Genomic DNA, 24,606 nt, shown 5'->3' on the forward strand with positions numbered 1-24,606 from the left:
CTGGCCCCATGTCCATCGAACTCCGCCACCTGCGTTACTTCCTCGCCGTTGCCGATACGCTGCACTTCGGCCAGGCGGCGGAGCGGCTGGGCATGTCGCAGCCGCCGCTCAGCCAGCAGATCCGCCAGCTGGAGGACCTGATCGGTGCGCGTCTGTTCGTGCGCAGCCATCGTCGTGTGCAGCTGACGCCTGCGGGCGAGCTGCTGCAGGAACGTGCACGCGCCATCGTGCAGCAGGTGGAAGCGGCGGTGGACGAGGTACAGCGCGCGCAGCGCGGTGAGCAGGGTGAACTGCACATCGGCCTGACCCGCGCCACGCCGCTGTCGCCGCAGATTCCGCGTTCGATCCTGCACTACCGCCAGCAGTATCCGCAGGTGCGGCTGCAGCTGAGCGAGATGAACACCCTGCAGCAGATCGACGCGCTGCTCGACGGCTCACTGGACGTGGGCATCATCCGCAAGCGTGCGCTGCCGCCGGAACTGGTGGCGCACAGCCTGTTCGTCGATCCGCTGGCGTTGATCGTGCATGCCGACCATCCTGCCCTGCGCAGACTGTCGAAGCAGGGCACGCTGTCGCTGCGCGACTTCGCGCAGGAGCCATTCGTGGCGTTCCGCCGCAGTGCCGGTGCGGGCATCCATGACCACATGATCGCGTTGTGCGCGGCTGCCGGATTCACACCGCGCATCGTGCAGGAGGCGGGTGAAGCCTCGACGCTGATCAGCCTGGCCGCCGCGGGCCTGGGCGCCGCGATCCTGCCGTCTTCGTGCGATCACATCCGGGTGGAAGGATCGCGCTTCGTGGCGCTGGCCGATGCCGGTGCCCATTCGGAAGTGCAGCTGGCGTGGCATCGCGAACGGGTAACCCCGTTGATCCGCAATTTCGCCACGCTGCTGCGCGGGGCATTCGCCGGTAGAGCCGACTGTTAGTCGACTATCGCGCGCAGCGCGGGGTTTTCGCGATCTGATGGAAGAGCAGTCGACTAACAGTCGACTCTACCTCGGCAAACCCGCCACACCGTGGTTGCCGGCCAGCGGCCGGCACTACCGTGCGTTGGGTCACGCTGTGACCGGCTGTGGCGCGCGCTGCTGCAGCGCCCAGACGATGCCACCGCCGATCAGGGTCAGCGCGGCGGCGAACGCACACACGCCAAGCCAGTCCCAGGCTGCATAGGCCAGGCCACCCACACCGCCCAGCACGCTGGACCCCAGGTAGTAGGCGAACAGGTACAGCGCCGAGGCTTCCGCACGCATCGCACCGGCGCGGCTTCCAACCCAGCTGCTGGCCACGGAATGACCACCGAAGAAGCCGAAGGTCACCAGTGCGATACCCAGCGCCATCGTGCTCAGCCACGGCATCGCCAGCAGCGCGATGCCGGCGCCGATCAGCGCGAACGAGATCGACAGAATGCGGCCGCGTCCGTAGCGCGTGGCCTGCTGGCCCATCCACGCCGAACTGAAGGTACCCACCAGATAGACGCTGAAGATCAGCCCGACCACGGTCTGGCTGAGATGGTAGGGCGGCGCCAGCAGGTGATAGCCCAGGTAGTTGTAGAGGGTGACGAACACGCCCATCAGCACGAACGAGGTGGCGAACAGCCACGGCAGGCCCGGGTCAGCGAACAGCGTGCGCCAGCGCGACGGCAATTGGCGCAGGCCGCCGCGACGTGCATGGAAGTGCCGCGACGGTGGCAGCTGCAGCCACAGCAGCACGGTGCTGGCCACGGCGATGATCGAGACCACGCCGATGCCCCAGCGCCAGCCCCAATGGTCGGCGATGATGCCGGCCAGCAGGCGCCCGCTCATGCCACCGATGGCGTTGCCGCCGATGTACAGGCCCATCGCCAGGCCCAGCGCGCGGCTGTCCATTTCCTCGACCAGGTAGGTCATCGCTACCGCCGGCACGCCGCTCAGCGCCAGGCCAAGCAGGGTGCGCAGCACCAGCAGCGTGGTCCAGTCGTCCACCAGCGCGGTGCACAGCGACAGCATGGCCGACGCCAACAGCGCAACGATCATCAACGGGCGACGGCCGACCGCGTCGGACAGCAGGCCGGCCAGCAGCATCGCCACCGCCAGCATGCCGGTGGTCAACGACAGCGACATCGCGCTGCCGGCGGCGGACACACCGAAGTGACGGCTGAACTCGGGCAGCAGCGGCTGCACGGTGTACAGCAGGCCGAAGGTGGAGAAGCCGGCCAGGAACAGCGCCAGCGCGGTGCGGCGGAAGGCCGGGGTGCCCTGCTGGATGCAGGTGTCGGTGCCGGTATCGAGAATGGAGGGACGGCCTTCAACGGCCGCCGCAGTTTCGCCAGTCATGGAATCGAAGGGCCGGTGGGGACGGCCGGGCGTGGGAGGGAACGGGCCTCAGACTAGGCCCGTCCATCCAGTCGATCCATAACCTGATAAGTCAGGATTGATACTCAAGAAGTATCAATTCAGCTTACAGGCGCTGCCACTCGAAACCGTCGCCGCGGCGGTAGTACACCGCCACCGCACGGCCGTAGACCTTGTCGGCATCGACGAAGCCGAAGAAGCGGCCATCGAAGCTGTTGCCACGGTGGTCACCCAACACCAGCACCTTGCCGTCCGGCACCACCAGGTCGGCGATGTCCGGGCCGCCCCCCATGTCCAGATCGAGGCTGGCACGGCGTTCACCGAAGGCTTCCACATCCTGCAGGTCCGCAGTCTGCAGCGGCTGGCCGTTGATGGTCAGGTGCCCTTCGTGCAGCTGCACATGGTCACCGGCCACTGCGGCAACGCGCTTGATCAGGCGGGTGCCGTCGGCTGGCGAATCGAATACCGCCACTTCGCCGCGCTGCGGCGTGCCGGTGGACATCAGCTCCCTGCTGGTGAATGGCAGGCGCAGGCCGTAGGCGCGCATGTCCACCACCACCCGGTCGCCGGGCTGCAGGGTCGGCTGCATCGAACCGCTGGGCACCACGTAGTGGTTGGCGAGGGTATCGCGGGCGGCGGCGAGCAGGCCGAGCATCACCAGCAACGGCAGCGCCTCCTTTTTCAGCCAGGCCAGCGCGCGATCGGAAAAGGGAGGGCGGGCAACGGCGTCCATGGCAGGCTCCGGGTGGGTGGTAGCTGCATCAGACCACACATGGGGGGAGAGGTTCCCGGTAGCGCCGGGTTACGCAGGTTTTACGCGCGGGACCGGCCGCCGGCATCGCACCTTTACGGCCAGCGCGCGCATCGTGTGCCCACCGCGCCACAGGGCGCATTCCGCAAGGTGTTGTATGACCCTCCTGGTGATCCGCCACGCATCTTCGTCCGCGCCGCGCCCGCAATTGCCGGCGCAGCTGAGCGGCCATCGCGTACTGTGCAGCGACTGCGCCAGCCTGTCCGAAGTGCGCCAGTGCCTGTGCCAGCCGCAGGCGCGTTCGGCCGACTGGGTGCTGCTGGATGTCGGCGTGGCCGACGAGGCGCAATGGCAGGCCGAGGGCGGTGCGCTGCAGGCGGCGCTGGAACGGCTGCCGGCGCAGTACATCGAGTTGCAGGCACCCAGCGAGCCCGGCCTGGAGTCGCGCCTGCGACTGCAGCATGGCCCCGCGGCGGTGGTCATCGACCAGCGCAGCCAGCAGGCCGGTTATCCGTTGTCGCTGGCCATCGTCGGCCGCCGCCTGGCGCAGGAGGGCTGAGCCATGTCGATCTTCATCATCCGTGGCCCGGAAGCCGCCGGTGCGCTGATCCGTACCGCCATGCCGCTGCCGGCACCGGTACTGAAGTCGCTGGTGCACCGGGCGATCGACGCCGGCACCAGCGTGGCGATACGCGCCTGCGGCTCGGAACAGGAACTGCTGGACGCCCTGCGCGTGGCCGACCACAGCCGTGGCGAGGTGACGCTGCTGGACCCGGGTGCGTGTGCCAACAGCCTGCGTCTTCAGCGCCTGCTGCCCTACCTGCACAACGCCTACGTGGAAGTACATGACGACGGCGCGGTGGCCGAGCCGTGCCTGCCGGCCGGTGTCGGCCAGCGCCTGGGCATCGCCGCCGGCTACGGTGCGCAGAGCTATGTGCTGGCGCTGGACATCGCGCTGGATCACCTGGGGCTGGCCGAACAAGCCAACCGGGTACACGTGGGGACGTGATGGCCGGGCTGTGCCCGGCACCCGGTAGTGCCGGCCGCTGGCCGGCAACCTCATCAGCAACAGCAACAGCCAAAGCCGGTTTCCTGGGGGATGGCGGGGTGGGTCCGGTTGCGGGGGACGCTGCAAGTACGTCCCTGTAAGCTTGGCCGCGGCATCCATGCCGCGGACACCCCCGCAACCGGACCCACCCCGCCTTCGACAGATCTCCGCGAACTGTCGGAACAGCATGGCCTGCTTCTGGTGGGTGTCGACCTTGGTCGATACATGGATCCACGCCATGCGTGGATGAGCGGCACACTGCGGAATCTGTCGATGGCATCGATTCAACGAAAAACGGCGGGGTTTCCCCCGCCGTTATTTCTTTCGTACTTCAGGTCGCGCTTACTTCAGCCCGCGGAACTTCAGCAGCGGTTCCACCGACGGGTCCTTGCCGCGGAAATCGCGGTACAGGGTCGACAGCTCCACGCTGTTGCCGCGCGAGAGGATCTTGTCGCGGAATTCCTGGCCATTGGCGGCGGTCAGGCCACCGTGTTCGGTGAACCACTGGTAGGCGTCATGATCCAGCACTTCGGCCCAGAAGTAGGCGTAGTAGCCGGCCGAGTAACCGCCACCCCAGATGTGGTCGAAGTAGGTGGTGCGGTAACGCGGCGGCACCTGCAGCAGGTCGACCTTGAACTTCTTCAGCGCGCTCGCTTCAAAGGCGCCGACGTCCTGCAGCGGCGCGTCGGCCTTCTGCGTGTGCCAGGCCAGGTCCAGCAGTGCGGCCGACAGGTACTCGGTAGTCGCATAGCCCTGGTTGAAGCTGCGTGCCTTGAGGATCTTGTCGACCAGCTCCTGCGGCATCGCCTCGCCGGTCTTGTAGTGCTTGGCGTAGTTGGCGAACACCTTCGGGTCCAGCGCCCAGTGCTCGTTGAACTGCGACGGGAACTCGACGAAGTCGCGCGAGGTGGCGGTGCCGGCAATCGACGGATACTTCACGTTCGAGAACATGCCATGCAGTGCATGGCCGAACTCATGGAACATGGTGGTGACGTCGTCGAAGCTGATCAGCGCAGGCTGGCCGGCGGCCGGCTTGGTGAAGTTGCAGACGTTGTAGACCACCGGCTTGGCGCCGGTCAGGCCGTCCTGCTCGACGAACACGTCCATCCAGGCGCCGCCGGACTTGCTGTCACGCTTGAAGTAGTCGGTGTAGAACAGGGCCAGCGAGGTGCCGTCCTTGTCGAAGACTTCGTACACCTTCATGTCCGGGTTGTAGGTCGGAATGTCGGTACGCGGCTTGAAGGTGATGCCGTACAGCTGGGTGGCGGCGTAGAAGACGCCGTTCTGCAGCACGTTGTCCAGTTCGAAGTACGGCTTGATCTGCGACTCGTCCAGATCGTACTTGGCCTTGCGCACCTGCTCGGCGTAGAAATCCCAGTCCGAGGCGGCGACCTGGAAACCGCCCTTCTGCGCGTCGATCACCTTCTGGATCTCGCCGGCTTCTGCGCGGGCCTTGGCGGTGGCGGCCGGCACGGTGTCGGTCAGCAGCTTGAGCGCGGCGGCCGGGGTCTTGGCCATCTGGTCGCCCAGCTGGTAGTCGGCGAAGGTATCGAAGCCGAGCAGCTTGGCCTTCTGCGCGCGCAGCTGGGCCAGACGCTGCACGGTCTGCCGGGTGTCGTTGGCATCGCCACGCTCGGCACGGGTTTCCGAAGCCTTCAGCACGGCGGCACGCTGGTCACGATCACTCAGCGAACCGAGCACCGGCTGCTGGGTGGTGTTCTGCAGCGGCAGCAGGAACTTGCCATCCAGCTTGCGCTCCTTCGCTGCGTTGGCGGCGTTGTTGATCGCATCCTCGTCCAGGCCGGCCAGCTTGGCCTTGTCGTCAACGACAACGGCCGCAGCGGCGGTGGCAGCCACCAGGCGGGTATGGAACTGGGTGGAGAGCGTGGTCTCTTCCACGTTGAGCTTGCGCAGCGATGCCTTGTCGGCGTCGGACAGCTGTGCACCGGCGCGCACCAGGCCATCGTAGTAGTGCTCGACCAGGCGCTTCTGCACCGGATCCAGTTCAAGCGTGTCGCGCTGGTCATAGATCGACTTCACGCGCGCGAACAGCTTCGGGTCGAGGTTGATCTCGTCCTGGTGCGCGGCCAGCTTCGGCGCCACTTCTTCCTGGATCTTCTGGCGCGCATCGTTGGTATCGGCCTGGACCAGGCCGAAGAAGATGCGCGACACGCGGGTCAGGGTCTCGCCGCTGCGCTCCATCGCCACGATGGTGTTGTCGAAGGTGGCCGGCTCGCTGCTGTCGGCGATCTTGCGAACGTCGGCCAGGTGCTGGCGCATGCCTTCTTCGAAGGCCGGCAGGTAGTCGCTGTCCTTGATCTTGTCGAACTGCGGCGCCTGGAACGGCAGCGTGCTGGCGCTCAGCAGCGGATTGGTGGAGGCTTCGGCCGGCTGCTGGGCCGGGGCTTTCTGGGCATCGGACACGGGGGTGGACTCCTTGCCGGAACAGGCCGCCAGCGCCAGGCTGATGGCGGCGGCCAGGACTACGGTACGCGACATGTAAAACGCTCCTTGGGCAGACGGTATGGAATACCAGCCCTCCACCCTACTCCTGTCGCGCTCGCCCGGCATGTGCCGGACGTGGCGTCTATGCGACGGCCTGCGGCCGGCTCAGACCGTGCCGCGGGTCTTGCCGATCCACGGCCGGTAGAACTCGCGGATGGCAGCCATGTCGGCCACATCGTCGCCACTCGGGGTGAACAGCGGACCGATGCCGATGGTCTTTTCCGGATAGTGGAAATAGGCGGTCAGGATCGGCACGTCTGCCATCCGGGCGATCTTCAGGAAGCCGGCCTTCCACTCCTTCACCGCCTTGCGGGTGCCCTCGGGCGTGATGGCGAACCACATCTTCTCGTTGTTGCGCAGCAGGTCCACCGCCTGGCCCACCGTGCCCTGCGGCGAGCTGCGGTCCAGCGGGATCACGCCCAGCTTGTGCAGCAGCGGCCCCAGCGGCCACCAGAACAGCGAGGCCTTGCCCAGCACCTTCACCTTCATGCCCAGCGCGATCTTGGCCGCCATGCCCCACAGGCCGTCCCAGTTGGACGAATGCGGCGCGATGATGAATACCAGGCGCGGGATGTCAGGCAGGGTGCCGGTCACCTTCCAGCCGCCCATGCGCAGGGTGCAGCGCGCCAGCCAGCGCAGGAAGGCGTTGGGTTTGACCTGTGGCATCTGCGGCGGCACGGCCGGCAGCAGCGGAGTCGGGTTGTTCAAGCAATCACTCCCAGTCACGTGATGAGCGCCCGCGCTTGATCTGCGCGCGCCCGCGTTTGGCGTCCAGACGACGCAGTTTCGACCCGAGGGTCGGCTTGGTGGCCTTGCGCGGTTTGGGCACGCTCAGCCCGGCCTGGATGAAGGCCGCCAGCCGCTCGCGCGCATCCTCGCGATTGCGATCCTGGGTGCGGAAACGTTGCGCGTCGATGACCAGCACGCCTTCGCCGGTCATGCGCCGGTCACGCCGCGCCAGCAGGCGCGTGCGCAACGGTTCGGGCAACGAGGGCGAGTTGGCCACGTCGAAACGCAGTTCCACCGCAGTGGAGACCTTGTTGACGTTCTGGCCACCGGCACCGCTGGCACGCACGAACCGCTCGACGATCTCGCCGTCGGGGATTTCAAGCTGCGCGTTGATGGTGACCGGTCCACTGCCCATCCGCGCATTGTAGCGGCAGCCACGTGTCGGAGTGCGCATCGCGCGCCGTATGCCGCCGATCAGGTACCGAACACGCCGCCTTCGCCTTGGCTGCGGGTATGCTGGCCGTCCCATGTACCGCAGGAAGCTTCGCATGACCCGCTCCGCACCCGCCCTGCCCTCCCTGCTGCGCCGCGCCGCCCTGCTGCTGGCGCTGGCCGTGGCCAGTGTCCCCGCCCTGGCCGCGCCGCCGACCGATGGCGACATCAACCGTCTGCTGTCCGCGTCACGTGCGCAGAGCATGATCGACACCATGCTGCCGCAGATCGAGGCGATGCAGCAGCAGCAGTTCCAGCAGGTGGCCGCACAGCGCCAGCTCAATGCCCAGCAGCAGGAGCAGCTGAAGCGGATCCAGGCGCGGACCAGCCAGACCCTGCGGCAGGCACTGTCCTGGCAGCAGCTGCGGCCGATGTACGTGGACCTGTACAAGAAGACTTTCAGCAAGGAAGACGTGCTGGCGATGGCCGAGTTCTACGAGAGCGCGGCCGGCCAGAGCCTGCTGGACAAGACCCCGGCCCTGATGCAGAACGTGATGGTGGCGATCCAGGCGCGCATGCAGCCGCTGTTCGCGGACCTGCAGAAGGACCTGGAAGCGATCGTCAACGAGCCGGAAAAGAAGTGAGGTCGTGCCGGCCGCTGGCCGGCAACCTCGTACGGTTGGGATCAGGCAGATGCCGGCCAGCGGCCGGCACTACCGTCTATAGGTCCACCTGCCAGCCGAACAGGTCCAGCGCCTTCTGGAACTCACGATCCAGCGGCGCACTGACATCCACGTTGCCGCCCTCAGGATGCGGGAAGCGCAGGCGCTCGGCGTGCAGCAGCATGCGGTGCACACCCTGCATGCGGAAGATGCGGTTGTGGCGGCCATCACCATGGCTGGTGTCGCCGATCATGTGATGCGACAGGTGCTTGAGGTGCCGGCGGATCTGCCGGAAGCGCCCGGTCTGTGGCTGGCAGCGCAGCAACGCATAGCGCGAGCGGGTGAACTCGCCGACCGGCACCGACAGCTCGCCGGTGGCCAGGCGCTGGAAGTCGGTGACCGCCGGCTTTTTCACCGGTTTGCCCGGGCCGCCGTCCAGATCATGATCGACCTGCCAAGCGAGTTCGGCCGGCCAGCCCCGGCAGACGGTCAGGTAGTCCTTCAGCACCTCGCCACCCATCAGCGCCTTGCCCAGCGCACTGGCGGTCTCGCGGTCAAAGGCCAGCAGCAGGCAGCCACTGGTGGCCCGGTCCAGGCGATGCACGAGGAAGATCGGGCGGCCCAGCTGCTCGCGCAGGCGGTCGGCCAGGAAGTCGTCTTCGCCACGGGCCAGCTTGCTGTCGTGGACCATCAGCCCGGCAGGCTTGTTGACCACGGCCAGGCGCTCATCCAGGTGCAGCAGCTGCAGGGGCGCGGTTTCAGTCTCGACCGCGGCGAGGGTGTCAGGTTCGGTGCTCACGGCGGGATTATCGAGGCTGGGCACTGAATGCGGTAGAGCCGGCCGCTGGCCGGCTGCCTGCGGATCGTCTGGCTGCTGGGCTTGCCGGCCAGCGGCCGGCACTACCAGATCAGGCGCGGCCGGCACTACCAGATCAGCGCGGGCAGCGCGGCGGTCAGGCGTTGCGTACGGCCAGCAGCTCGCCGTTGCCCACCGGCACCAGGCTGGTGCTGAAGTCCGGATCAGCGTCCAGCAGCACGCGCAACGGTTCCATCTCTCCCGCATGCGAGGTGGCGTTGTCCACCACCAGCAGGCCGCCCGGGCGCAGCACGCGGCGCAGCTGCGGCCACCAGCCGGCGTATTGCCCGCGGTCCGAATCGAGGAACAGCAGGTCAATGCTGGCATCGGCGGCCTCTGCCAGCCACGGCCCGGCATCGTCGTGGACCAGCGTGATGCGATCGGCCAGGCCACTGCGCGCGAAGGTGTCACGCGCCATCGCCGCCTTGTCCTCGGCGTATTCCAGCGTGGTCACGTGGCCGTCGATGGCGGCGGCAGCCTCGGCCAGCCACAGCGTCGAATAGCCGTTGGAGGTACCGATCTCCAGTACGCGGCGCGCAGTGCCGAAGCGGACCAGCACCGCGAGGAATTCGCCCGTATCTGGCGTGATGTTGAGCATGCGGCGGCCACGCGCGCTTTCGCGGGCGTCGTTGTCGGCGCCGAAGCGGGCCAGTTCGTCCTTGAGTGCCTGCAGCATGGGGCCTACTTCCACCACGCGCGCAGCAGCGCCACTGCACCGACCGCACCGGACAGCCAGCTCCACGCCGGCACGTCGCCCCAGTACCAGCCCGGCGGCTGCAGCACATACATCAGTGCAGCGATGGCGAGCAGGCCGACGCCGGTGATCGCGCCCACGGCGCGCTTCTGCAGGCGCTGCAGGCTGGCGTCGAGCGCGACCAGATCGCGCGAACGCATCGCCAGTTCGTGGCGGCCTTCCACCTGCTGGGTCAGCCAGGCGTGCACCAGCCGCGGCATGTCCGGCGCATGGGTCATGATTTCCGGCAGGCGCTTGCCCAGCTCGCGCACCACCCGGCGCGGGCTGTAGCGCTCGCGCAGGATCTTCGCCAGCACCGGCTTGGCCACCGCCCAGATGTCGATCTGCGGGTCCAGCTGGCGGCCGACGCCCTCGATGTTCAGCAGGGTCTTCTGCAGCAGGATCAGCTGCGGCTGCAGCGTCAGCTGATAGCGCTGCGCCACCCGGAACAGCTTCATCAGCACTTCGGCCAGCGAGATCTGCGACAGCGGACGGGTGAAGTACGGCTCGCACACTGAACGCACGGCTGCTTCCAGATCGTCGATGCGTACGTGGTCGGGCATCCAGCGTGCCTGTACATGCAGTTCGGCGATGCGACGGTAATCGCGGTTGAAGATGGCCATGAAGTTCTCGGCCAGGTAGTACTGATCTTCCTGCGAGAGCTGGCCCATGATGCCGAAGTCCAGCGCGATGAAGCGCGGATTGGCACGGCGCGCCAGATCGGTGTCGACCCAGATGTTGCCGGCGTGCGCATCGGCGTGGAAGAAATTGTCGCGGAATACCTGGGTATAGAACACCCGCACGCCCTTGGCGGCCAGCGCCTTGCGGTCGATGCCGGCCTTGTCCAGTGCAGCGATGTCATCGGACGGAATGCCCCACACCCGCTCCAGGGTCAGCGCGCGCTCGGCGGTGTGGCTCCAGATCACTTCCGGCACGTACAGGTCGTCGGAGTTTTCCCAGAAGCGGCGCAGCACGCTGGCATTGGCGCCTTCGCGCTGCAGGTCCAGCTCGGCGGCCAGGGTGTTCTCGACCTCGGCCACCACTTCGCGCGGCCGGATCTTGTCGGCGCGCGGGTGGGTGCGCTCGACCAGGGCGGCCAGCGAATTGAGCAGGGCGATGTCGGCGTCGATCTGCTTCTCGATGCCCGGTCGAAGTACCTTGACCACCACCTGGCGACCATCAGCCAGCGTGGCCGCGTGCACCTGCGCGATCGAGGCCGAAGCCAGCGGTTCGGTGTCGAAGCTGGCGAAGGCCTCGCTGACCGGCAGGCCGAGCGCGTCCTCGACGATGCGGCGCGCGGTCTCGCCATCGAACGGCTTGACCCGGTCCTGCAGCAGGGTCAGCTCGTTGGCCACGTCCGGCGGCACCAGGTCGCGGCGGGTGGACAGGATCTGGCCAAACTTGACGAAGATCGGGCCGAGGTCCTGCAGCGCCAGGCGCAGGCGCGCACCGCGCGACTGCGAGGCGATGCTGGCCGAGGCGCGCGGCACGAACGGCTTGGCCAGGCGCAGCCAGCGCTCGGCCGGCGTGCCCTGCAGCAGGTCGTCGAGGCGGTAACGCAGGATCACCCGGCCAATGCGGCTGGCCCGCAGCACGGCCTTCATGCGGCACCCCGCAGGCGCTGCACGCGTGCACCAAGGCGCTCCACGTCATCGCGCAGCACATCCACGTCGTCGTGGAAGGCATCCAGCTCGGCGCGCGGCACCACATCGCGCGACTCCTCGGTGATGAACTCAGCGGCGCTGTGGGCCAGGTCGATCGCCCCCTGGCGCGCGTGCTGCAGGGCGCTGCGCAGGGTGTTGGCGACCTGCACGCCCAGTACTTCGCCGAATACGCTGACGAAAGGCTGCTGCCAGTCCGGATCGAAGCCCTTGGCCAGCTGCTGCAGGCGGCGCGCCAGCTCGGCATCGCCGGCCACGCGCACACGGCCCTTGCCGTTGTTGTCGCCGCGCCGCGCGTTGGCCAGCAGCGGCAGCTGCGCCAGCACGCCGGCCAGGCTGCTGCGCACGGCCAGGTCGGCTTCCTGCGCATCCACCGGGCCGACCCGCAGCTGGTCGCCGTCGACGCGGATGCGCATGGCCAGCGACGGCGCTTCCAGGGTCAGGTCGATATGCCGGCCGTCGAGGCTGGCCAATGCATGGCGGGTATCCGGATCCAGCGCCAGCGCGCGGTTCAGGGCGATCTGCAGGGCGCGGCCAGCGACCGGCTTGAGGGACTTGAGCAGGGAGAGAGCCATGTGCGCATTCTACCTGCGTGGGTGGGGGGCTTGGGCCGGGCTGCCGCCCGGCACCCGCAGATGCAACGGCAACGGCAATAGCCGAAGCAACAGCAACAGCGGGCATTCCGTGGGTTGGCGGGACGGGGCCGGTTGCGGGGGACGCCGTAAACCCGTCCGTGGGGGCTTGGCCGCGGCATCCATGCCGCGGACACCCCCGCAACCGGCCCACCCCGCCTTCGACAGGTTCCTGCTGCTCTTGGTGGGTGTCGACCTTGGTCGACACGGTAGATCCACGCCATGCGTGGATGGATTTCTGGTTCACCTGTGCCTCACGCGGATGGCCGATGAAGGTTCATGCTATGGGGCCACGCAACGCACAGGACATCGCACTCCCCATGGCACGGACCCGGGTCGGCATCATTTTCGGGGGCAAGTCCTCCGAGCACGAAGTTTCGCTGCAGTCGGCGAAGAACATCCTCGATGCGCTTGATCGCGAGCGCTTCGAGCCGGTGCTGGTCGGCATCGACAAGCAGGGCCAGTGGCATCTGAGCCAGCCGGATACGTTCCTGATCAATGCCGATGATCCGTCGCGCATCGCGCTGCATCGCTCGGGCCAGTCGCTGGCGGTGCGCCCGGGCGCCGAGCAGGCGCAGCTGCAGCCGTGCGATGCGGCCAGCGCGCTGGGCCAGATCGATGTGGTGTTGCCGATCCTGCATGGGCCACTCGGCGAAGACGGTGCGCTGCAGGGGCTGCTGCGCATGGCCAATCTGCCCTTCGTCGGTTCGCCGGTACTGGGCTCGGCGGTGGCGATGGACAAGGACGTGACCAAGCGCCTGCTGCGCGACGCGGGGCTGCAGGTGGCGCCGTGGCTGTGCATCCGTCGCCATCAGGCCGCGGAGGTCGATGCCGACGCGGTGATCGCCCAGCTCGGCCTGCCGCTGTTCGTGAAGCCGGCCAACCAGGGTTCGTCGGTGGGTGTGAGCAAGGTCAAGGATGCGGCGGGCTTCGCCGAGGCACTGGCATTGGCGCTGCGCTACGACCACAAGGTGCTGGTGGAATCGGCGGTGGTCGGCCGCGAGATCGAATGCGCAGTGCTGGGCAACGAGCACCCGCAGGCCAGCGTATGCGGCGAGGTGGTGGTGCACGACGAGTTCTACGCCTACGACACCAAGTACATCAATGACTATGGCGCTGAAGTGGTGGTGCCGGCCGACATCGACGCCGCCACCCAGGCGCGCATCCAGCAGATCGCGCGGCAGGCCTACCTGGCGCTGGAGTGTGCGGGCATGGCGCGCGTGGATGTGTTCCTCACCGCAGACGGCGAGATCGTCATCAACGAGGTCAACACGCTGCCGGGCTTCACCCGCATCAGCATGTACCCGAAGTTGTGGGGCGCCAGCGGTGTCGACTACACCGCTCTGATCACGCGCCTGATCGAGCTGGCGCTGGAACGCCACGAAGCTGATCGCGGGCTGCAGAGCGCTGTGTAACGTGGTGATCGCCCGCAGAGTCGAGCATGGCTCGACTCTGCGGAAAGCGATGCCGGCCAGCGGCCGGCACTACCGGCTAGCCGCGCTTGCGGAACATCGAGATCACCGCAAGGATCAGGAACACCACGAACAGGATCCAGGCGATGTTCGTTGCGGCGCCGGCGATACCGGAGAAACCCAGAACGGCGGCGATGATGGCGATGACAAAGAAAATGATGGCGTAGTGCAGCATGGCGCTCCTCGCGGGTGGTCGAGCCTTGGATGGCGTGGGTCCATCCTCCCGATCCTGCGGTGTGCAACCAGTGATGGCGATCTATGCAGCAGATGAAGCCTTCAGCCTGCGCAGCCCTTCTTCGATGCTGACCTGCGGCACGTAGCCGAAGTCACGGCGCGCCGGTTCCATGCTGTACCAGTGCGGCGTGCACAACTGCTCGGCCAGGAAGCGGGTCAGCGGCGGCTCGCCACGCAGGCGCAGCAGCGGCCACAGCCGCTCGCAGATGGCGCCGACACGGTACGCGGTCTTGAAGCTGATCGCCTTGTCCACGGTCGGTGCACCCGCCGCCTGCAGCAGCTTGTTGACCAGCTCGCGCATCGGCAGCGGTTCGCCGTTGGAAATGAAGTAGGCCTTGCCTGCACATGCGGCACCGGGCGCCAGTGCCTCGAAGGCGAGGAAGTGGGCAAGCGCGGCGTTGTCGATGTAGGTGGTATCGACCTTGTTGCTGCCATCGCCCACCAGGCGCAGGCGGCCCTGTCGTGCACGTTCGGCCAGGCGCGGTACCAGCTGCTGGTCGCCAGGGCCCCAGATCAGGCGCGGACGCAGCGCCACCGTCGCCAGCGAGGCGTCATTGGCTGCCAGCACGCGCTGTTCGGCAATCGCCTTGGTGGCCGCATAGGGCGCCTGGAAATCTTCGCCGTACGGCACTTCGTCGGCGCCGAGGCCTTCTACGGGGTGCGTGGCCCGGTGCGTCACGCTGGGCGTGGAGGTGTAGACCAGCCGGTTGATGCCATGCGCGCGGCAGGCCGCGAGGACGTTGTCGGTGCCGACCACGTTGGCCTGGTGGTAGCTGTCATAGCTGCCCCATGCGCCGGCCTTGGCGCCGTTGTGGAACACCGCATCGACGCCGGCCACCGCATGCAGGACCGCCTGCGCATCGGCCAGATCACCGCGGATCTGGCCCACGCCCATCGCCTGCAGTTCCGGGTAATGACTGCGGTTGAACGCCAGCACCTGGTGGCCACGCTCGACCAGCCCGCGGCACAGCGCCTGCCCAAGGAAACCACCGCCACCGGTGACCAGGATCTTCATGCGCGCTTCTCCAGTTCGGCGCTGGCCCAGACGGCGAGCTTCTCGCGGCCGATCTTGGCGTTATGACGGATATCGACGGGGAACGAAGGGTGTACCAGGAAGTGCTCCAGCCCGGCTCCGGCCAGGCATGCGGCGGCCTTGGCACGCAGCGCTTCCTGCAGTGCCGGGCTGTCGGACCGGCCACGCTGCAGCTCCACGCACAGCACCGGCACCTGCGCACCGGCGGCCCCCACGCCAACCAGCGCAGTGCGCGCCACGCCGGCCACGGTGTTGAACATCGGCTCGACCTGCTCGGTGTACAGCGGCCCGCGCGCGGTTTCCACGCGCTGCGTCTTGCGCCCGCAGAACCACAGGCGGCCCTGCACATCGAAATAACCAACGTCGCCCATGCGATGCACCACGCGGGTGCTGCCATCGGCCAGCGTCTCGCGGATCTTCGCCGCCGCAGTGGCCTGCGGGCGGTTGAAGTAGCTGTCGGTGGCGGTCGGCCCGGCCACGGTGATCTCGCCCACCTCGCCGGTGGCCAGCACACGTGCCTGCGACCAGTCAGCCAACGGTGCGTCGTCGATGGCGATGATGCGCACCTCGTTGGGGGCCACCACGTTGCCCACGCAGGTGCCGGCACCGGCCTCGGTCGCCGCGCGGGTGCGCTCCAGTTCGCGGCCTTCGACCACCGCCACCGGCAGGCACTCAGTGGCGCCATAGGGAGTCCAGAACTGCGCATCGGCCGGCAGCAGGCTGCGGATGGTGGCGACCACGTCCGGCGGCACCGGTGCCCCGGCCGAGGTCACCCGGGTCACCGTCGGCAGTGGCCGCCCGTGCCGAGCCAGCACCCGCATCAGCGCTGGCGAGCCGAACAGCTGGGTTACGCCGAAGCGCTGGATGGCATCGTGCAGGCGTCCCGGGTCGGCCTGCGCCGGCCGCGTCGGGTCCATGTCCGGGATCACCGAAGTCAGGCCCAACGCCGGGTCGAACAGCGCGAACGGTGGGAAGGTCGGCAGGTCCACCCCACCCGCTTCCATGCCGAAGGCACTGCCCAGCAGCTGGATCTGGCCGACGAAGTGGCGGTGGCGGTAGACCACGCCCTTGGGCACGCCGGTGGAGCCGCTGGTGAACAGGATCGCCGCCATGTCCTCGCCATCGGTATCGGCCAGCATGGCCCCCCCCTTGGCACCGGCACGTTCCAGCGCGGCCAGGCTGGTACCGCCCCAGCCGAGGCGGCGGCCGACCGTCACCAGCCGGGTGGCCGACGGCGCCCAGCGCAGCACCAGCCGCGCCACATGCGCCAGCGGAATGCCGATGAAGGCCTGCGGCTGCGCCTCGTCCAGGCACTGCTTAAGCGCGCGCCGGTCGATGCCCGGATCGACCAGCACCGGCACTGCGCCCAGCTTGAACAGCGCGAACATCAGCAGGAAGAACTCCGGAGAGGGCCGCACCATCACCACCGTGCGCACGCCACGGCCGATCCCGTAGCCGGCCAGGCCGGCGGCCATGGCATCACTGCGGGCGTCCAGCTGACGGTAATCGAGGGTGACATCGTAGGCGGCCATGCCGTTGCCGGCGCCGCGGCGGCCCGGGCAGCGGATGGCGATCTGGTCGGGGCGTTCACGCGCCAGTTCAGGCAAACGGGCCGCAATGTTGCAGGGTCGGTTCATCCGTTCATTGTCGCCGCTTACGGAATTTCTTGCGCGGCGGCCCACTTCGTGGAAAATCCGCACCCTCGTTCCCGATTCCGACTGCCGCCCGAGGCGGCTTGCCCATGCAACATCCCTGCATGACCTGCGGCGCCTGCTGCACCCAGTACCGCGTGGCCTTCCACTGGATGGAATCGGACGAGGTCACCCCCGGCGGCGTGCCGCATCAGCTCACTGAGGTGCTGGATCCGCACCGCCTGTGCATGCGCGGCACCCATTCCAAGCCGGTGCGCTGCGTCGCGCTGGATGCGCAGATCGGCGTGTATTCACGCTGCACGATCCACCCCAACCGGCCCAGCGTGTGCCGTGAGGTGGATGCATCGTGGGAATACGGCAAGGCCAGCCCGCAGTGCGACAAGGCGCGCATTGCCTATGGCCTGGATCCGCTGACGCCGGCCGACTGGCGCTGGCGCGATGACGCCGACAATGACGACGATCACCCGGACGACAACGGCAACAGCCCGTCCTCGCCGCCGCAGGCGCCGGTCGCCGCGTAATGGTAGTGCCGGCCGCTGGCCGGCAACCTCATCAACCCTTCGGGTGTGCCGACCAACGGTCGGCACCCACCGGAAGAGGAAGGGGTGGATGCCGACCGTTGGTCGGCACACCGATCAGATCGGGTTCTTGTCCAGAAAGGCGCGGATCTCCGGCACCAGCACTTCGTGCTTGTCTTCCAGCACGTAGTGGCCGGCGTCCTCGAACGCATGTACCTGGGCCTGCGGCAGCGCGGCCTGGAAGCCCTTCAGGAAGTGGTGGTCGAACACGAAGTCGCGCAGGCCCCAGCCGAGGAAGGCCGGCCGGTCGGCGAACGACGGCAGCGCCTTGCCGGCACGTTCCAGCAGCGACCACGCCTTGTCGGCCGGCGACAGCGGGATGTCCTGCATGAAGCGGATGGTGCTGATGCGGTTGGCGTAGCTGTTGTACGGCGACACGTAGGCGCGGCGCACGTCGGCCGGCATCTTCCGCTCCACGCCCAGCCACGAGGCACCTGACGAGAACGCGTTGAAGGTGCGGATGATCCACTCGCCGATCTTCCAGTGGCGGCCCAGCGCGATCTGCCACGGCATCTTCTTCGCCGCCGGCATCGGGAACGCGGCGGTGTTGAGCACCACCAGGCGCTTCACCTGGTCGTGATGCGACAGCGCCCAGCCGAAACCGATCATGCCGCCCCAGTCGTGCACCGCCAGGGTCACCGGACCGGTGATGCCCAGGTGCTTGAGCAGCGCATCGAGGTCGTCAACGCGCGACTGCAGCGTGTACTCGTAGCGGCTGTCATCGGGCTTGTCCGACAGGCCCATGCCGATGTGGTCCGGCACGATGCAGCGGTACGTGTCCGACAGGCCGGCGACCAGCGTGCGCCAGTAATAGCTCCACGACGGGTTGCCATGCACCATCACCACCACCTCGCCGTCGCGCGGGCCTTCGTCGAGATAGTTCATCGACAGGCCGGGGCGTACCTCGAAGCGCTGCGGGTGGGCGGGGTAACCGGGAAGCTGGGACATCGGATCGCACCTGTAGAAAGGGCCGGTAAACCGGCCCTTGAACACTTGGAAAAATCATCGCTGCCCGTCGTGCAGCAGGTCAGCGGTGACTCTTTTACCAGACCACTTCAGCCATCGAGCAGTTCAGGCCCGAGCCGATACCCAGAAGCGCGATGCGATCGCCCTTCTTCAGCTTGCCCAGCTGCTTGAGCTTGCTCAGCACGATCGGCACCGAGGCCGGGCCGATGTTGCCGTGCTCGCCGAAGATGGTCATCACCTTCTTCGGGTCGATGCCGAAGTTCTTGATGAACGCCGCGGTGTGCGGCTGGCTGACCTGGTGGATCACGAACTGGTCCAGCTCTTCCACGGCCCAGCCCAAGGCGATCTTGGCAGCGGTGAAGGTCTTCTGTGCCAGCTTGATGCCTTCGATCAGCAGCAGGCGGGTGTCGGTGACCATGCGGTCCAGGTTGCCCAGGCACAGCTGGTTCCACTCGGTGGCCGAGCGCGTCACGCCGCCCTTGTAGCGCGGCGCGTCCGGCACCAGCTCCGAGCGCGCCATCACCATCGCCGCGGCACCCGAACCGGTGGTCAGGGCGGCCAGCTCGTTGCGGAAATCGTCGGCGGTGACGTCCGGGGCGGTCATGCGCTCCAGGGTCTTCTCGTACACCAGGTTGGCGGTCTCGCCGTCCACCACCAGCGCGTAGTCGATGTCACCGCGCTCGATCATGCGCGCGGCGATGTCCATGCCGTTGATGAAGGCCAGGCAGGCATTGGCGACGTCGAAGGTCATGCACTCGTCGCTGACGCCGAGGTTGCCCGAGACGATGGAGGCCGTGGACGGCTCCAGGTAGTCGCGGCTGACCGAGGTGTTGACCAGCAGGCCAACCTGCGTCGCATTGATGCCTGCGTCTTCCAGTGCCTTGCGGCCTGCCATGGTGGCAGCGTCGGACGCCAGCACGCCGTTGTCCCACAGGCGGCGCGCGTGGATGCCGGCGATGTCGCCGAGCACGTCGGTGCGGATACCCAGGCGATCCAACGTCGGCTGCAGGCGTTCGTTGATTTCCTTGGTGGTCAGCGTATGCGGCGCGTCGACGTGTGCCAGGCCGGCGATCGAGACATTCTTGAAGAGCATCGAGGTTAGCGCCAAGGCTCAGGCAAAAGGGGGCGCTATTCTATAACCCCCGGGGCCTTCACCGCATCTTTACGAATTCAGCCTTGGCCGTATGGTGAAGCGTTCAGCGCGGCGGGCACTGGAATGCGGCGAAGCGCTGGCTGCCATCGGCCGGGGCCGCGGCGGCCTGCACGGCATTGGCGCCGGCGCTCGGGGCCTCGTTGCGGGCCAGGGTTTCCAGCTCTTCCTGCACGCGCAGCGGGTTGCGGTTGTAGAAGCCGACCTTGCTCTTCACGGTCACCACCACCTCGCCCTTGGCAATGCAGCCAGCGGGAACCGGGCCTGCCGGCAGCACGCGGGTCGCCTTGCCGGCCGGTTCGATCGGCACCCAGGTACAGGCGGTGACGGTGAGCAGCAGGGAGGAAAGCAGCAGAACGCGCATGGGCAGATCCTGGAAGGGTATGGAGGGATTCTGCCTGAACCGCCTGAATCGGGGGTAGCCGGTGGGGGGACGGATCCCCCGCAGCGGGCTCTGACCCCGCCTTCGGGTCACGGCGTTGCCGGCCAGCGGCCGGCACTACCTGGGGAGGCCTGCCCGCGGGGGCGGGCAGGCGCATCCCTTATTTCTTGACCGGGTTGCCTTCGGCGTCGATCACCGTCACCTCGCCCAGGTTCAGCGCACGCACGGCCGCTTCGGTCTGCTTGAGATCACCCACCACCACCCAGGTCAGCGCCTGTGGCTTGATCTCGGCGGCGGCCTGCTGCACCTGCGCCGGGGTCATCGCCTCGATCTCGGCCTTGCGACGCAGCACGTAGTCGTCCGGACGCTTGAACTGCACGATCGAACCGATGGTCGAGGCGACCGCGCTGGCGGTCTCGTAGGCACCGGGCAGGCTCAGGGTCTGGATGTTGCGGATGCGGTTGACCTCGGCGGCGGTGGCCGGCTTGCTGCCATCGGCGAACGCGGCGATTTCCTTGCGCATTTCCGCCATCGCCGGGCCGGTCTTGTCGATCTGCACCGGCGCGCTGGCCATCCACGGGCGCTGGCCCACCGAGTTGATCGCGCTGCTGCGCGCACCGTACGACCAGTGCTTGTCCTCACGCAGGTTCATGTTCAGGCGCGAGGTGAAGTCGCCGCCGATCACGCCGTTGGCAATATCGAAGCGGGTCGAGCTGGTGGCGCTGGACGGCGCCACCACCTGCCCCGCGAACAGGTTGGCCTGCACCGCACCCGGCTGGTCGATCAGGAACACGCGCGGGCCCTTGGGCAGCGCGACATCGGTAGCCGCCTTCACCTGCGGCGCCTCGCCGGTCGCCTTCCAGTCGCCCAGCTGCTTGTCCAGCAGCGGCACGATCTCGGCCAGGGTGGTGTCACCGACCACGATCAGGGTGCCGTTCTGCGGGCGCAGCCAGTCGCGGTGGAAGTCGACCAGGTCTTCGCGGGTCAGGCCGTTGATCGCTGCTTCGTCACCGCTGCCGGTGAACGGAATGGCATACGGGTGGCCCTTGCCGTACAGCAGCGGCGGCAGCACGCGCATCGCCACCGCACCCGGGTTGACCTTCTCCTGCTGGATGCCGGCAATCCAGCTCGCCTTGACCCGGTCGATCTCGCCCTGCTCGAAGCGCGGTTCGCGCAGCAGGTCCCGATACAGCGCCAGCGACGGTGCCAGGTTTTCCTTCAGCGCCGACAGGTCCACGCTCATGGAGTCCAGGCCGGCCGAGGCATCCAGGCTGGCGCCCAGTGCGTCTGCGGCATCGGCGAAGGCCAGCGAGCCGAGCTTGCCGGCGCCTTCGGTCATCAGGCTCATGGTGAAGTTGGCGGTGCCCGGCTTGCGGCCCTGGTCGGCGCTGAAGCCACCCGGGAACTGGTAGCTGAACTGCACCACCGGAATCTCGTGGCGCTCGGCCAGGATCACCTGGGTGCCGTTCTTCAGCGTGGCGCGCTGCAGCGCCGGGAACTTCAGCTGCGGGAACTCGCGGGTCTGCGGCACGCCGGCCTTGCGGTCGACCTGCTCGGGCAGGGTGCTGTACTTCGGGTCCACCGCCGGCACGTTGAAGGGCTTCGGCGCTTGGCTCGGGTCTTCCTTCAGCGCCACGCGCTCACCCGGTGCAATCACCAGGGTGTGGCTGCCCTTGTCCAGCCACTGCGCGCCCAGACGGCTCAGATCAGCAGCACTGGCCTTCTCGATGTTGGCCAGCGAGGTGCGGAAGCAGCCCGGGTCGCCGGTGAACACCGCGCACTCGGCCAGTGCGTCGGCCTTGCCGCCGAAGCCGCCGATGCGTTCGATGCCGCGGATGAAACCGGCGCGGGCACCGGTCTTGGCGCGTTCCAGCTCGGCCGCGGTCGGGCCCTGCTTGATCAGCCGGTCCAGTTCCTCGTCGATGATCTTCTCGACCTTGGCAGGGTCCTGGCCCTGCTTGACCGTCGCCATGATCACGAAGTTCGAACCCAGCTGCGACGTCGACAGGCCTGCCGCGATGCTGTCCACCAGCTTGTCCTGGTGCTGCAGGCGCTGGCTCAGCCGCGAGGACTTGGCACCGCCCAGTACCTGCGCGAACAGCTGCAGCTGATCGACCTCGGTGGTACCGACCTGCGGCACGTTCCAGGCGCGGTAGATACGCGCCTGCGGCACCTTGTCGGTCATCGTCTCGCGCGTGTCGGCGCTGCGCTTGGCCACGTTCACCGCCGGCTGCGCCATGGTCGGGCCGGCCGGGATGCTGCCGAAGTACTTGCCAACCTTTTCCTTGGCGGTGGCCAGGTCGATGTCGCCAGCCAGCACCAGCACGGCGTTGTTCGGGCCGTACCAGGTGCGGAACCAGGTCTTCACGTCATCCAGCGACGCCGCGTTCAGATCGTTCATCGAACCGATCACGCCGTGGTGGTACGGGTGGCCAACTGGATACAGCGCCTTGTTGAGCTGGTCCCAGGCCTGGCCGTAGGGCTGGTTCTCGCCCTGGCGCTTCTCGTTCTGCACCACGCCACGCTGCTCGTCCAGCGCCGCCTGGTCGATCGCACCGACGAGATGGCCCATGCGGTCCGATTCCATCCACAGCGCCATGTCCAGCGCAGTGGTGGGCACGTTCTCGAAGTAGTTGGTGCGGTCGGTATTGGTGGTGCCGTTCTGGTTGGTGGCACCCACCTGCTTGAACGGCTCGAAGAACTCGCCATCGTGGTTTTCGCTGCCCTGGAACATCAGGTGTTCGAACAGGTGCGCGAAGCCGGTGCGGCCGGCCGGTTCGTCCTTGCTGCCGACGTGATACCAGACGTTAACCGCGACGATCGGCGCCTTGCGATCGGTGTGCACGATCACGCGCAGGCCGTTGGGCAGGGTGAACTGCTCATACGGGATATCGACCTTGGCCGGTGCGGCCGGCTTTGCCGCCAACGCATGGGAAGGCACAAGCGTGCCCAGGGCGGTGCTGAGGGCAACGGCCAGCAGCGCAGTGCGCGGGCGAAGGGCGAGAGACATATCCGGATCCTTGGTCACATAGGTGAACCCCGATCCTAGCGTGCGCGCGCAACGGCAGGAATCGGTCGCCAGTCACTGGGGGTGTTTGCCCCTGTGCGCCATCCGCGGAGCCGATCTGCCCTGTCCGGGCCGTCACAAGCACCCGCCGGCGACGTCCGGACAGTGTCCGCAGCACATCGAATGGACAGGTGTCCGCCCGCCGGACACTTTTCGATGACCATAAAACCCTTGCAAATCAATAATTAAAAGTTGGCACGGGGATTGCTTGGTAGTTTCTGCACCAGGAAGGGCTTCAGACAAAAGCTGACTGAAGGATGAACAAACGCAGGAAATCGAAAATTTTCCTTGCAAGCCCAGAATTGGTGTACTACCTTACTACCACACCACTGATCACCAACACTAAACAGGCCCCGTCATGAACGCCAAGACCATTGCCATCGCCATCGCCCTGATCGCCGGCACCGCGGTTGTTTCGTCGGTGCAGGCCTCCGAATCCATCAAGACCCTGTCCACCGTGCAGGTTCGTCCGGCCGCCGACCAGCTGGCCCAGCAGGCCTGGGAACAGGCCAGCGGCATCCCGACCCTGGCCACCGTGGAAGTGCGCCCAAGCGCCGACCAGCTGGCCGAGCGCAGCGGCTACGTCGCCGCCCCGGTCGCCGCCGCGATGCCCATCACCACCCTGGCCTCGGTGGAAGTGCGCCCGAGCCTGGAACAGCGCGTCGCCCTGGCCGCCGAACTGGAAGCCCAGCGCTACGCCGCCACCCTGGCCGCCGCCGCCACCAACGTCGCCAACTCGGTCATCGTCAACCTGCCGGCCCTGCAGGTGCGCCCGAGCGCTGCCGACCTGCAGGCACTGGCCACCGAAACCGCCCAGGTCCTGCTGCGCCCGTAAGCGGTGCCGCCCTGCCCAGCGCAGGGCGCGCGCCGTAAAGCCGGCCGCCGTCGCAGGTACACTGCGCCGATGAATGCCGCGCCCCCGTTCCACGTGATCCTGTTCCAACCGGAAATCCCGCCCAACACGGGCAATGTGATCCGGCTCTGTGCCAACACCGGCGCGCAGCTGCACCTGGTCGAGCCGCTCGGCTTCGCACTGGAAGACAAGCAGCTCAAGCGCGCCGGCCTGGACTACCACGAGTACTCGCGCCTGCAGGTGCACCCCGACCTGAACACCGCGCTGGCGCGGATCGCACCGAATCGGTTGTTCGCACTCAGTACCCGCGCCAGCGTGCGCTACGACAGCGTGGCCTTTGAAGAGGGCGATGCCTTCCTGTCCGGCCCGGAAAGCCGTGGCCTGCCGCAGGACGTGCTCGATGCACTGCCGGATGGCCGCCGCCTGCGCCTGCCGATGCGGCCGGACAACCGCAGCCTCAATCTTTCCAACACCGTTGCCGTGGTGATGTACGAGGCGTGGCGGCAGCACGGGTTTGCCGGTGGGGCGTAGCTCACGTGTGTCACTTTCTTTGCTCGCGCAAAGAAAGTAACCAAAGAAACGCGCCGCCGCCCGCGAGCCGGTGCTGTGCACCGGTACCCTGCGCTCCTCGGTCCACCGGGGGACGGCGCGGAACTCGCTGCGCTCAGACACCCGCGCCTCTTCGCCCCCGCCGGACCTGCGGTGCTCGGCTCGCTTCAAGGCGGACCCAACAGCCGCGCAGTAGCAACTGTCTTGTCAGGGGCAGCCGAGGGCCACCTCGGCGTCTCGCTTACGGGCGTTGAGGATCACCAGCATTTTGCGCATGACCGCCACGAGCGCCACCTTGCTCGCTTTGCCCTTGGCCTTCAGGCCAGCGTAA

The 24,606-nt window shown here is 67.5% G+C and carries 24 protein-coding genes and 1 pseudogene; 8 read left to right on the forward strand and 17 right to left on the reverse strand.

Features of this window, described 5'->3' with window-relative positions; all coding sequences use genetic code 11:
- Positions 1–8: 8 nt before the first annotated feature.
- On the forward strand, positions 9–926 hold the full coding sequence (locus tag AC5P9P_RS17590) for a LysR family transcriptional regulator (RefSeq protein ID WP_005407650.1): 918 nt from the start codon (positions 9–11) through the stop codon (positions 924–926).
- A gap of 129 nt (positions 927–1,055) precedes the next feature.
- Here the strand turns inward: AC5P9P_RS17590 and AC5P9P_RS17595 are convergent, their stop codons facing one another.
- A complete protein-coding gene (locus tag AC5P9P_RS17595; RefSeq protein ID WP_049404807.1) occupies positions 1,056–2,312 on the reverse strand; it encodes an MFS transporter in 1,257 nt (418 codons plus the stop codon).
- Between the two features lie 124 nt (positions 2,313–2,436).
- Positions 2,437–3,063 carry a signal peptidase I gene (gene lepB, locus AC5P9P_RS17600; protein ID WP_005407648.1) on the reverse strand — a complete coding sequence of 209 codons (627 nt, stop codon included), beginning with the start codon at positions 3,061–3,063 and terminating at the stop codon, positions 2,437–2,439.
- A gap of 175 nt (positions 3,064–3,238) precedes the next feature.
- Here lepB and AC5P9P_RS17605 point away from each other — a divergent pair, with 175 nt between their 5' ends.
- Positions 3,239–3,640, forward strand: a complete 402-nt coding sequence (locus AC5P9P_RS17605) for a hypothetical protein (RefSeq protein ID WP_033835527.1) — start codon at positions 3,239–3,241, stop codon at positions 3,638–3,640.
- Positions 3,641–3,643: 3 nt separating this feature from the next.
- A complete protein-coding gene (locus AC5P9P_RS17610; RefSeq protein ID WP_004153636.1) occupies positions 3,644–4,090 on the forward strand; it encodes a 3-dehydroquinate dehydratase in 447 nt (148 codons plus the stop codon).
- Between the two features lie 381 nt (positions 4,091–4,471).
- On the opposite strand, the gene dcp is transcribed toward AC5P9P_RS17610, so the two are convergent.
- The 3 genes from dcp to arfB all read right to left on the reverse strand — a co-directional run bounded on the left by dcp (position 4,472) and on the right by arfB (position 7,778).
- Positions 4,472–6,628, reverse strand: coding sequence for a peptidyl-dipeptidase Dcp (gene dcp / locus AC5P9P_RS17615; RefSeq protein WP_033835526.1), 2,157 nt, complete (start codon positions 6,626–6,628; stop codon positions 4,472–4,474).
- A gap of 111 nt (positions 6,629–6,739) precedes the next feature.
- Positions 6,740–7,342 (reverse strand): lysophospholipid acyltransferase family protein, encoded by a 603-nt coding sequence (locus AC5P9P_RS17620; protein WP_033835525.1) that lies wholly within the window; start codon positions 7,340–7,342, stop codon positions 6,740–6,742.
- Between the two features lie 4 nt (positions 7,343–7,346).
- Positions 7,347–7,778: an alternative ribosome rescue aminoacyl-tRNA hydrolase ArfB gene (arfB, locus tag AC5P9P_RS17625; RefSeq protein WP_005407644.1), complete on the reverse strand. Its 432-nt coding sequence runs from the start codon at positions 7,776–7,778 to the stop codon at positions 7,347–7,349.
- 133 nt (positions 7,779–7,911) lie between these two features.
- Here arfB and AC5P9P_RS17630 point away from each other — a divergent pair, with 133 nt between their 5' ends.
- Complete coding sequence (locus AC5P9P_RS17630; RefSeq protein WP_005407643.1) at positions 7,912–8,439, forward strand: DUF2059 domain-containing protein; 528 nt, start codon at positions 7,912–7,914, stop codon at positions 8,437–8,439.
- Between the two features lie 76 nt (positions 8,440–8,515).
- Here AC5P9P_RS17630 and AC5P9P_RS17635 read toward each other — a convergent pair whose 3' ends face one another.
- The 4 genes from AC5P9P_RS17635 to AC5P9P_RS17650 all read right to left on the reverse strand — a co-directional run bounded on the left by AC5P9P_RS17635 (position 8,516) and on the right by AC5P9P_RS17650 (position 12,282).
- On the reverse strand, positions 8,516–9,256 hold the full coding sequence (locus tag AC5P9P_RS17635; protein ID WP_012478780.1) for a pseudouridine synthase: 741 nt from the start codon (positions 9,254–9,256) through the stop codon (positions 8,516–8,518).
- Positions 9,257–9,410: 154 nt separating this feature from the next.
- On the reverse strand, positions 9,411–9,989 hold the full coding sequence (locus AC5P9P_RS17640; protein WP_033835524.1) for an O-methyltransferase: 579 nt from the start codon (positions 9,987–9,989) through the stop codon (positions 9,411–9,413).
- A 5-nt stretch (positions 9,990–9,994) separates the two neighbouring features.
- Positions 9,995–11,650: a ubiquinone biosynthesis regulatory protein kinase UbiB gene (gene ubiB / locus AC5P9P_RS17645; protein WP_049404805.1), complete on the reverse strand. Its 1,656-nt coding sequence runs from the start codon at positions 11,648–11,650 to the stop codon at positions 9,995–9,997.
- Positions 11,647–12,282, reverse strand: a complete 636-nt coding sequence (locus AC5P9P_RS17650) for a ubiquinone biosynthesis accessory factor UbiJ (RefSeq protein ID WP_495232984.1) — start codon at positions 12,280–12,282, stop codon at positions 11,647–11,649. Before AC5P9P_RS17650 ends, ubiB begins: the two co-directional genes overlap by 4 nt.
- 377 nt (positions 12,283–12,659) lie before the next feature.
- On the opposite strand from AC5P9P_RS17650, the gene ddlA reads away from it, so the two are divergent.
- Complete coding sequence (gene ddlA / locus AC5P9P_RS17655) at positions 12,660–13,754, forward strand: D-alanine--D-alanine ligase (RefSeq protein WP_049402665.1); 1,095 nt, start codon at positions 12,660–12,662, stop codon at positions 13,752–13,754.
- Positions 13,755–13,830: 76 nt separating this feature from the next.
- Here ddlA and AC5P9P_RS17660 read toward each other — a convergent pair whose 3' ends face one another.
- From AC5P9P_RS17660 to oleC, 3 genes are all read right to left on the reverse strand, one after another.
- Positions 13,831–13,986 (reverse strand): DUF1328 domain-containing protein, encoded by a 156-nt coding sequence (locus AC5P9P_RS17660; protein WP_005407633.1) that lies wholly within the window; start codon positions 13,984–13,986, stop codon positions 13,831–13,833.
- 81 nt (positions 13,987–14,067) lie between these two features.
- The gene (gene oleD, locus AC5P9P_RS17665; RefSeq protein ID WP_164133544.1) at positions 14,068–15,060 is read right to left on the reverse strand and encodes a 2-alkyl-3-oxoalkanoate reductase; all 993 of its coding nucleotides are present in this window, start codon (positions 15,058–15,060) and stop codon (positions 14,068–14,070) included.
- A complete protein-coding gene (gene oleC / locus AC5P9P_RS17670) occupies positions 15,057–16,715 on the reverse strand; it encodes an olefin beta-lactone synthetase (protein WP_005420778.1) in 1,659 nt (552 codons plus the stop codon). The genes oleD and oleC overlap by 4 nt, the downstream gene beginning before the upstream one ends.
- Positions 16,716–16,819: 104 nt before the next feature.
- Here oleC and AC5P9P_RS17675 point away from each other — a divergent pair, with 104 nt between their 5' ends.
- Complete coding sequence (locus AC5P9P_RS17675) at positions 16,820–17,251, forward strand: YkgJ family cysteine cluster protein (RefSeq protein WP_005407630.1); 432 nt, start codon at positions 16,820–16,822, stop codon at positions 17,249–17,251.
- A gap of 114 nt (positions 17,252–17,365) precedes the next feature.
- Here AC5P9P_RS17675 and AC5P9P_RS17680 read toward each other — a convergent pair whose 3' ends face one another.
- The 4 genes from AC5P9P_RS17680 to AC5P9P_RS17695 all read right to left on the reverse strand — a co-directional run bounded on the left by AC5P9P_RS17680 (position 17,366) and on the right by AC5P9P_RS17695 (position 22,816).
- Positions 17,366–18,256, reverse strand: a complete 891-nt coding sequence (locus tag AC5P9P_RS17680; protein ID WP_033835519.1) for an alpha/beta fold hydrolase — start codon at positions 18,254–18,256, stop codon at positions 17,366–17,368.
- A 94-nt stretch (positions 18,257–18,350) separates the two neighbouring features.
- Entirely contained in the window at positions 18,351–19,367 is a 1,017-nt protein-coding gene (locus AC5P9P_RS17685) for a 3-oxoacyl-ACP synthase III (protein WP_004135358.1), read from the reverse strand.
- 103 nt (positions 19,368–19,470) lie between these two features.
- Positions 19,471–19,788, reverse strand: a complete 318-nt coding sequence (locus AC5P9P_RS17690) for a DUF4156 domain-containing protein (RefSeq protein ID WP_005407628.1) — start codon at positions 19,786–19,788, stop codon at positions 19,471–19,473.
- Positions 19,789–19,966: 178 nt separating this feature from the next.
- Complete coding sequence (locus AC5P9P_RS17695; RefSeq protein WP_495232985.1) at positions 19,967–22,816, reverse strand: M16 family metallopeptidase; 2,850 nt, start codon at positions 22,814–22,816, stop codon at positions 19,967–19,969.
- Positions 22,817–23,231: 415 nt separating this feature from the next.
- Between AC5P9P_RS17695 and AC5P9P_RS17700 the strand changes: the two genes are divergently transcribed.
- Complete coding sequence (locus AC5P9P_RS17700; RefSeq protein WP_049402662.1) at positions 23,232–23,708, forward strand: XAC0231 family protein; 477 nt, start codon at positions 23,232–23,234, stop codon at positions 23,706–23,708.
- A gap of 69 nt (positions 23,709–23,777) precedes the next feature.
- On the forward strand, positions 23,778–24,257 hold the full coding sequence (locus AC5P9P_RS17705) for a tRNA (cytidine(34)-2'-O)-methyltransferase (protein WP_495232986.1): 480 nt from the start codon (positions 23,778–23,780) through the stop codon (positions 24,255–24,257).
- Positions 24,258–24,482: 225 nt separating this feature from the next.
- Here the strand turns inward: AC5P9P_RS17705 and AC5P9P_RS17710 are convergent.
- Positions 24,483–24,606: pseudogene (locus AC5P9P_RS17710) on the reverse strand (IS110 family transposase); the annotation flags it as partial.

The sequence above is a fragment of the Stenotrophomonas sp. YJH_SMC_14-1 genome (genome assembly GCF_059372275.1).

Coding starts and splice junctions, on each gene's coding strand:
- AC5P9P_RS17650 (WP_495232984.1), bottom strand. CDS start 12,282: ATGGCTCTCTCCCTGCTCAAGTCCCTCAAGCCGGTCGCTGGCCGCGCC.
- ddlA (WP_049402665.1), top strand. CDS start 12,660: ATGGCACGGACCCGGGTCGGCATCATTTTCGGGGGCAAGTCCTCCGAG.
- AC5P9P_RS17595 (WP_049404807.1), bottom strand. CDS start 2,312: ATGACTGGCGAAACTGCGGCGGCCGTTGAAGGCCGTCCCTCCATTCTC.
- AC5P9P_RS17700 (WP_049402662.1), top strand. CDS start 23,232: ATGAACGCCAAGACCATTGCCATCGCCATCGCCCTGATCGCCGGCACC.
- AC5P9P_RS17690 (WP_005407628.1), bottom strand. CDS start 19,788: ATGCGCGTTCTGCTGCTTTCCTCCCTGCTGCTCACCGTCACCGCCTGT.
- AC5P9P_RS17675 (WP_005407630.1), top strand. CDS start 16,820: ATGCAACATCCCTGCATGACCTGCGGCGCCTGCTGCACCCAGTACCGC.
- AC5P9P_RS17640 (WP_033835524.1), bottom strand. CDS start 9,989: ATGCTGCAGGCACTCAAGGACGAACTGGCCCGCTTCGGCGCCGACAAC.
- AC5P9P_RS17610 (WP_004153636.1), top strand. CDS start 3,644: ATGTCGATCTTCATCATCCGTGGCCCGGAAGCCGCCGGTGCGCTGATC.
- oleC (WP_005420778.1), bottom strand. CDS start 16,715: ATGAACCGACCCTGCAACATTGCGGCCCGTTTGCCTGAACTGGCGCGT.
- AC5P9P_RS17705 (WP_495232986.1), top strand. CDS start 23,778: ATGAATGCCGCGCCCCCGTTCCACGTGATCCTGTTCCAACCGGAAATC.
- AC5P9P_RS17590 (WP_005407650.1), top strand. CDS start 9: ATGTCCATCGAACTCCGCCACCTGCGTTACTTCCTCGCCGTTGCCGAT.
- AC5P9P_RS17695 (WP_495232985.1), bottom strand. CDS start 22,816: ATGTCTCTCGCCCTTCGCCCGCGCACTGCGCTGCTGGCCGTTGCCCTC.
- AC5P9P_RS17660 (WP_005407633.1), bottom strand. CDS start 13,986: ATGCTGCACTACGCCATCATTTTCTTTGTCATCGCCATCATCGCCGCC.
- AC5P9P_RS17605 (WP_033835527.1), top strand. CDS start 3,239: ATGACCCTCCTGGTGATCCGCCACGCATCTTCGTCCGCGCCGCGCCCG.
- AC5P9P_RS17685 (WP_004135358.1), bottom strand. CDS start 19,367: ATGCTCTTCAAGAATGTCTCGATCGCCGGCCTGGCACACGTCGACGCG.
- dcp (WP_033835526.1), bottom strand. CDS start 6,628: ATGTCGCGTACCGTAGTCCTGGCCGCCGCCATCAGCCTGGCGCTGGCG.
- AC5P9P_RS17680 (WP_033835519.1), bottom strand. CDS start 18,256: ATGTCCCAGCTTCCCGGTTACCCCGCCCACCCGCAGCGCTTCGAGGTA.
- AC5P9P_RS17630 (WP_005407643.1), top strand. CDS start 7,912: ATGACCCGCTCCGCACCCGCCCTGCCCTCCCTGCTGCGCCGCGCCGCC.
- lepB (WP_005407648.1), bottom strand. CDS start 3,063: ATGGACGCCGTTGCCCGCCCTCCCTTTTCCGATCGCGCGCTGGCCTGG.
- oleD (WP_164133544.1), bottom strand. CDS start 15,060: ATGAAGATCCTGGTCACCGGTGGCGGTGGTTTCCTTGGGCAGGCGCTG.
- ubiB (WP_049404805.1), bottom strand. CDS start 11,650: ATGAAGGCCGTGCTGCGGGCCAGCCGCATTGGCCGGGTGATCCTGCGT.
- arfB (WP_005407644.1), bottom strand. CDS start 7,778: ATGGGCAGTGGACCGGTCACCATCAACGCGCAGCTTGAAATCCCCGAC.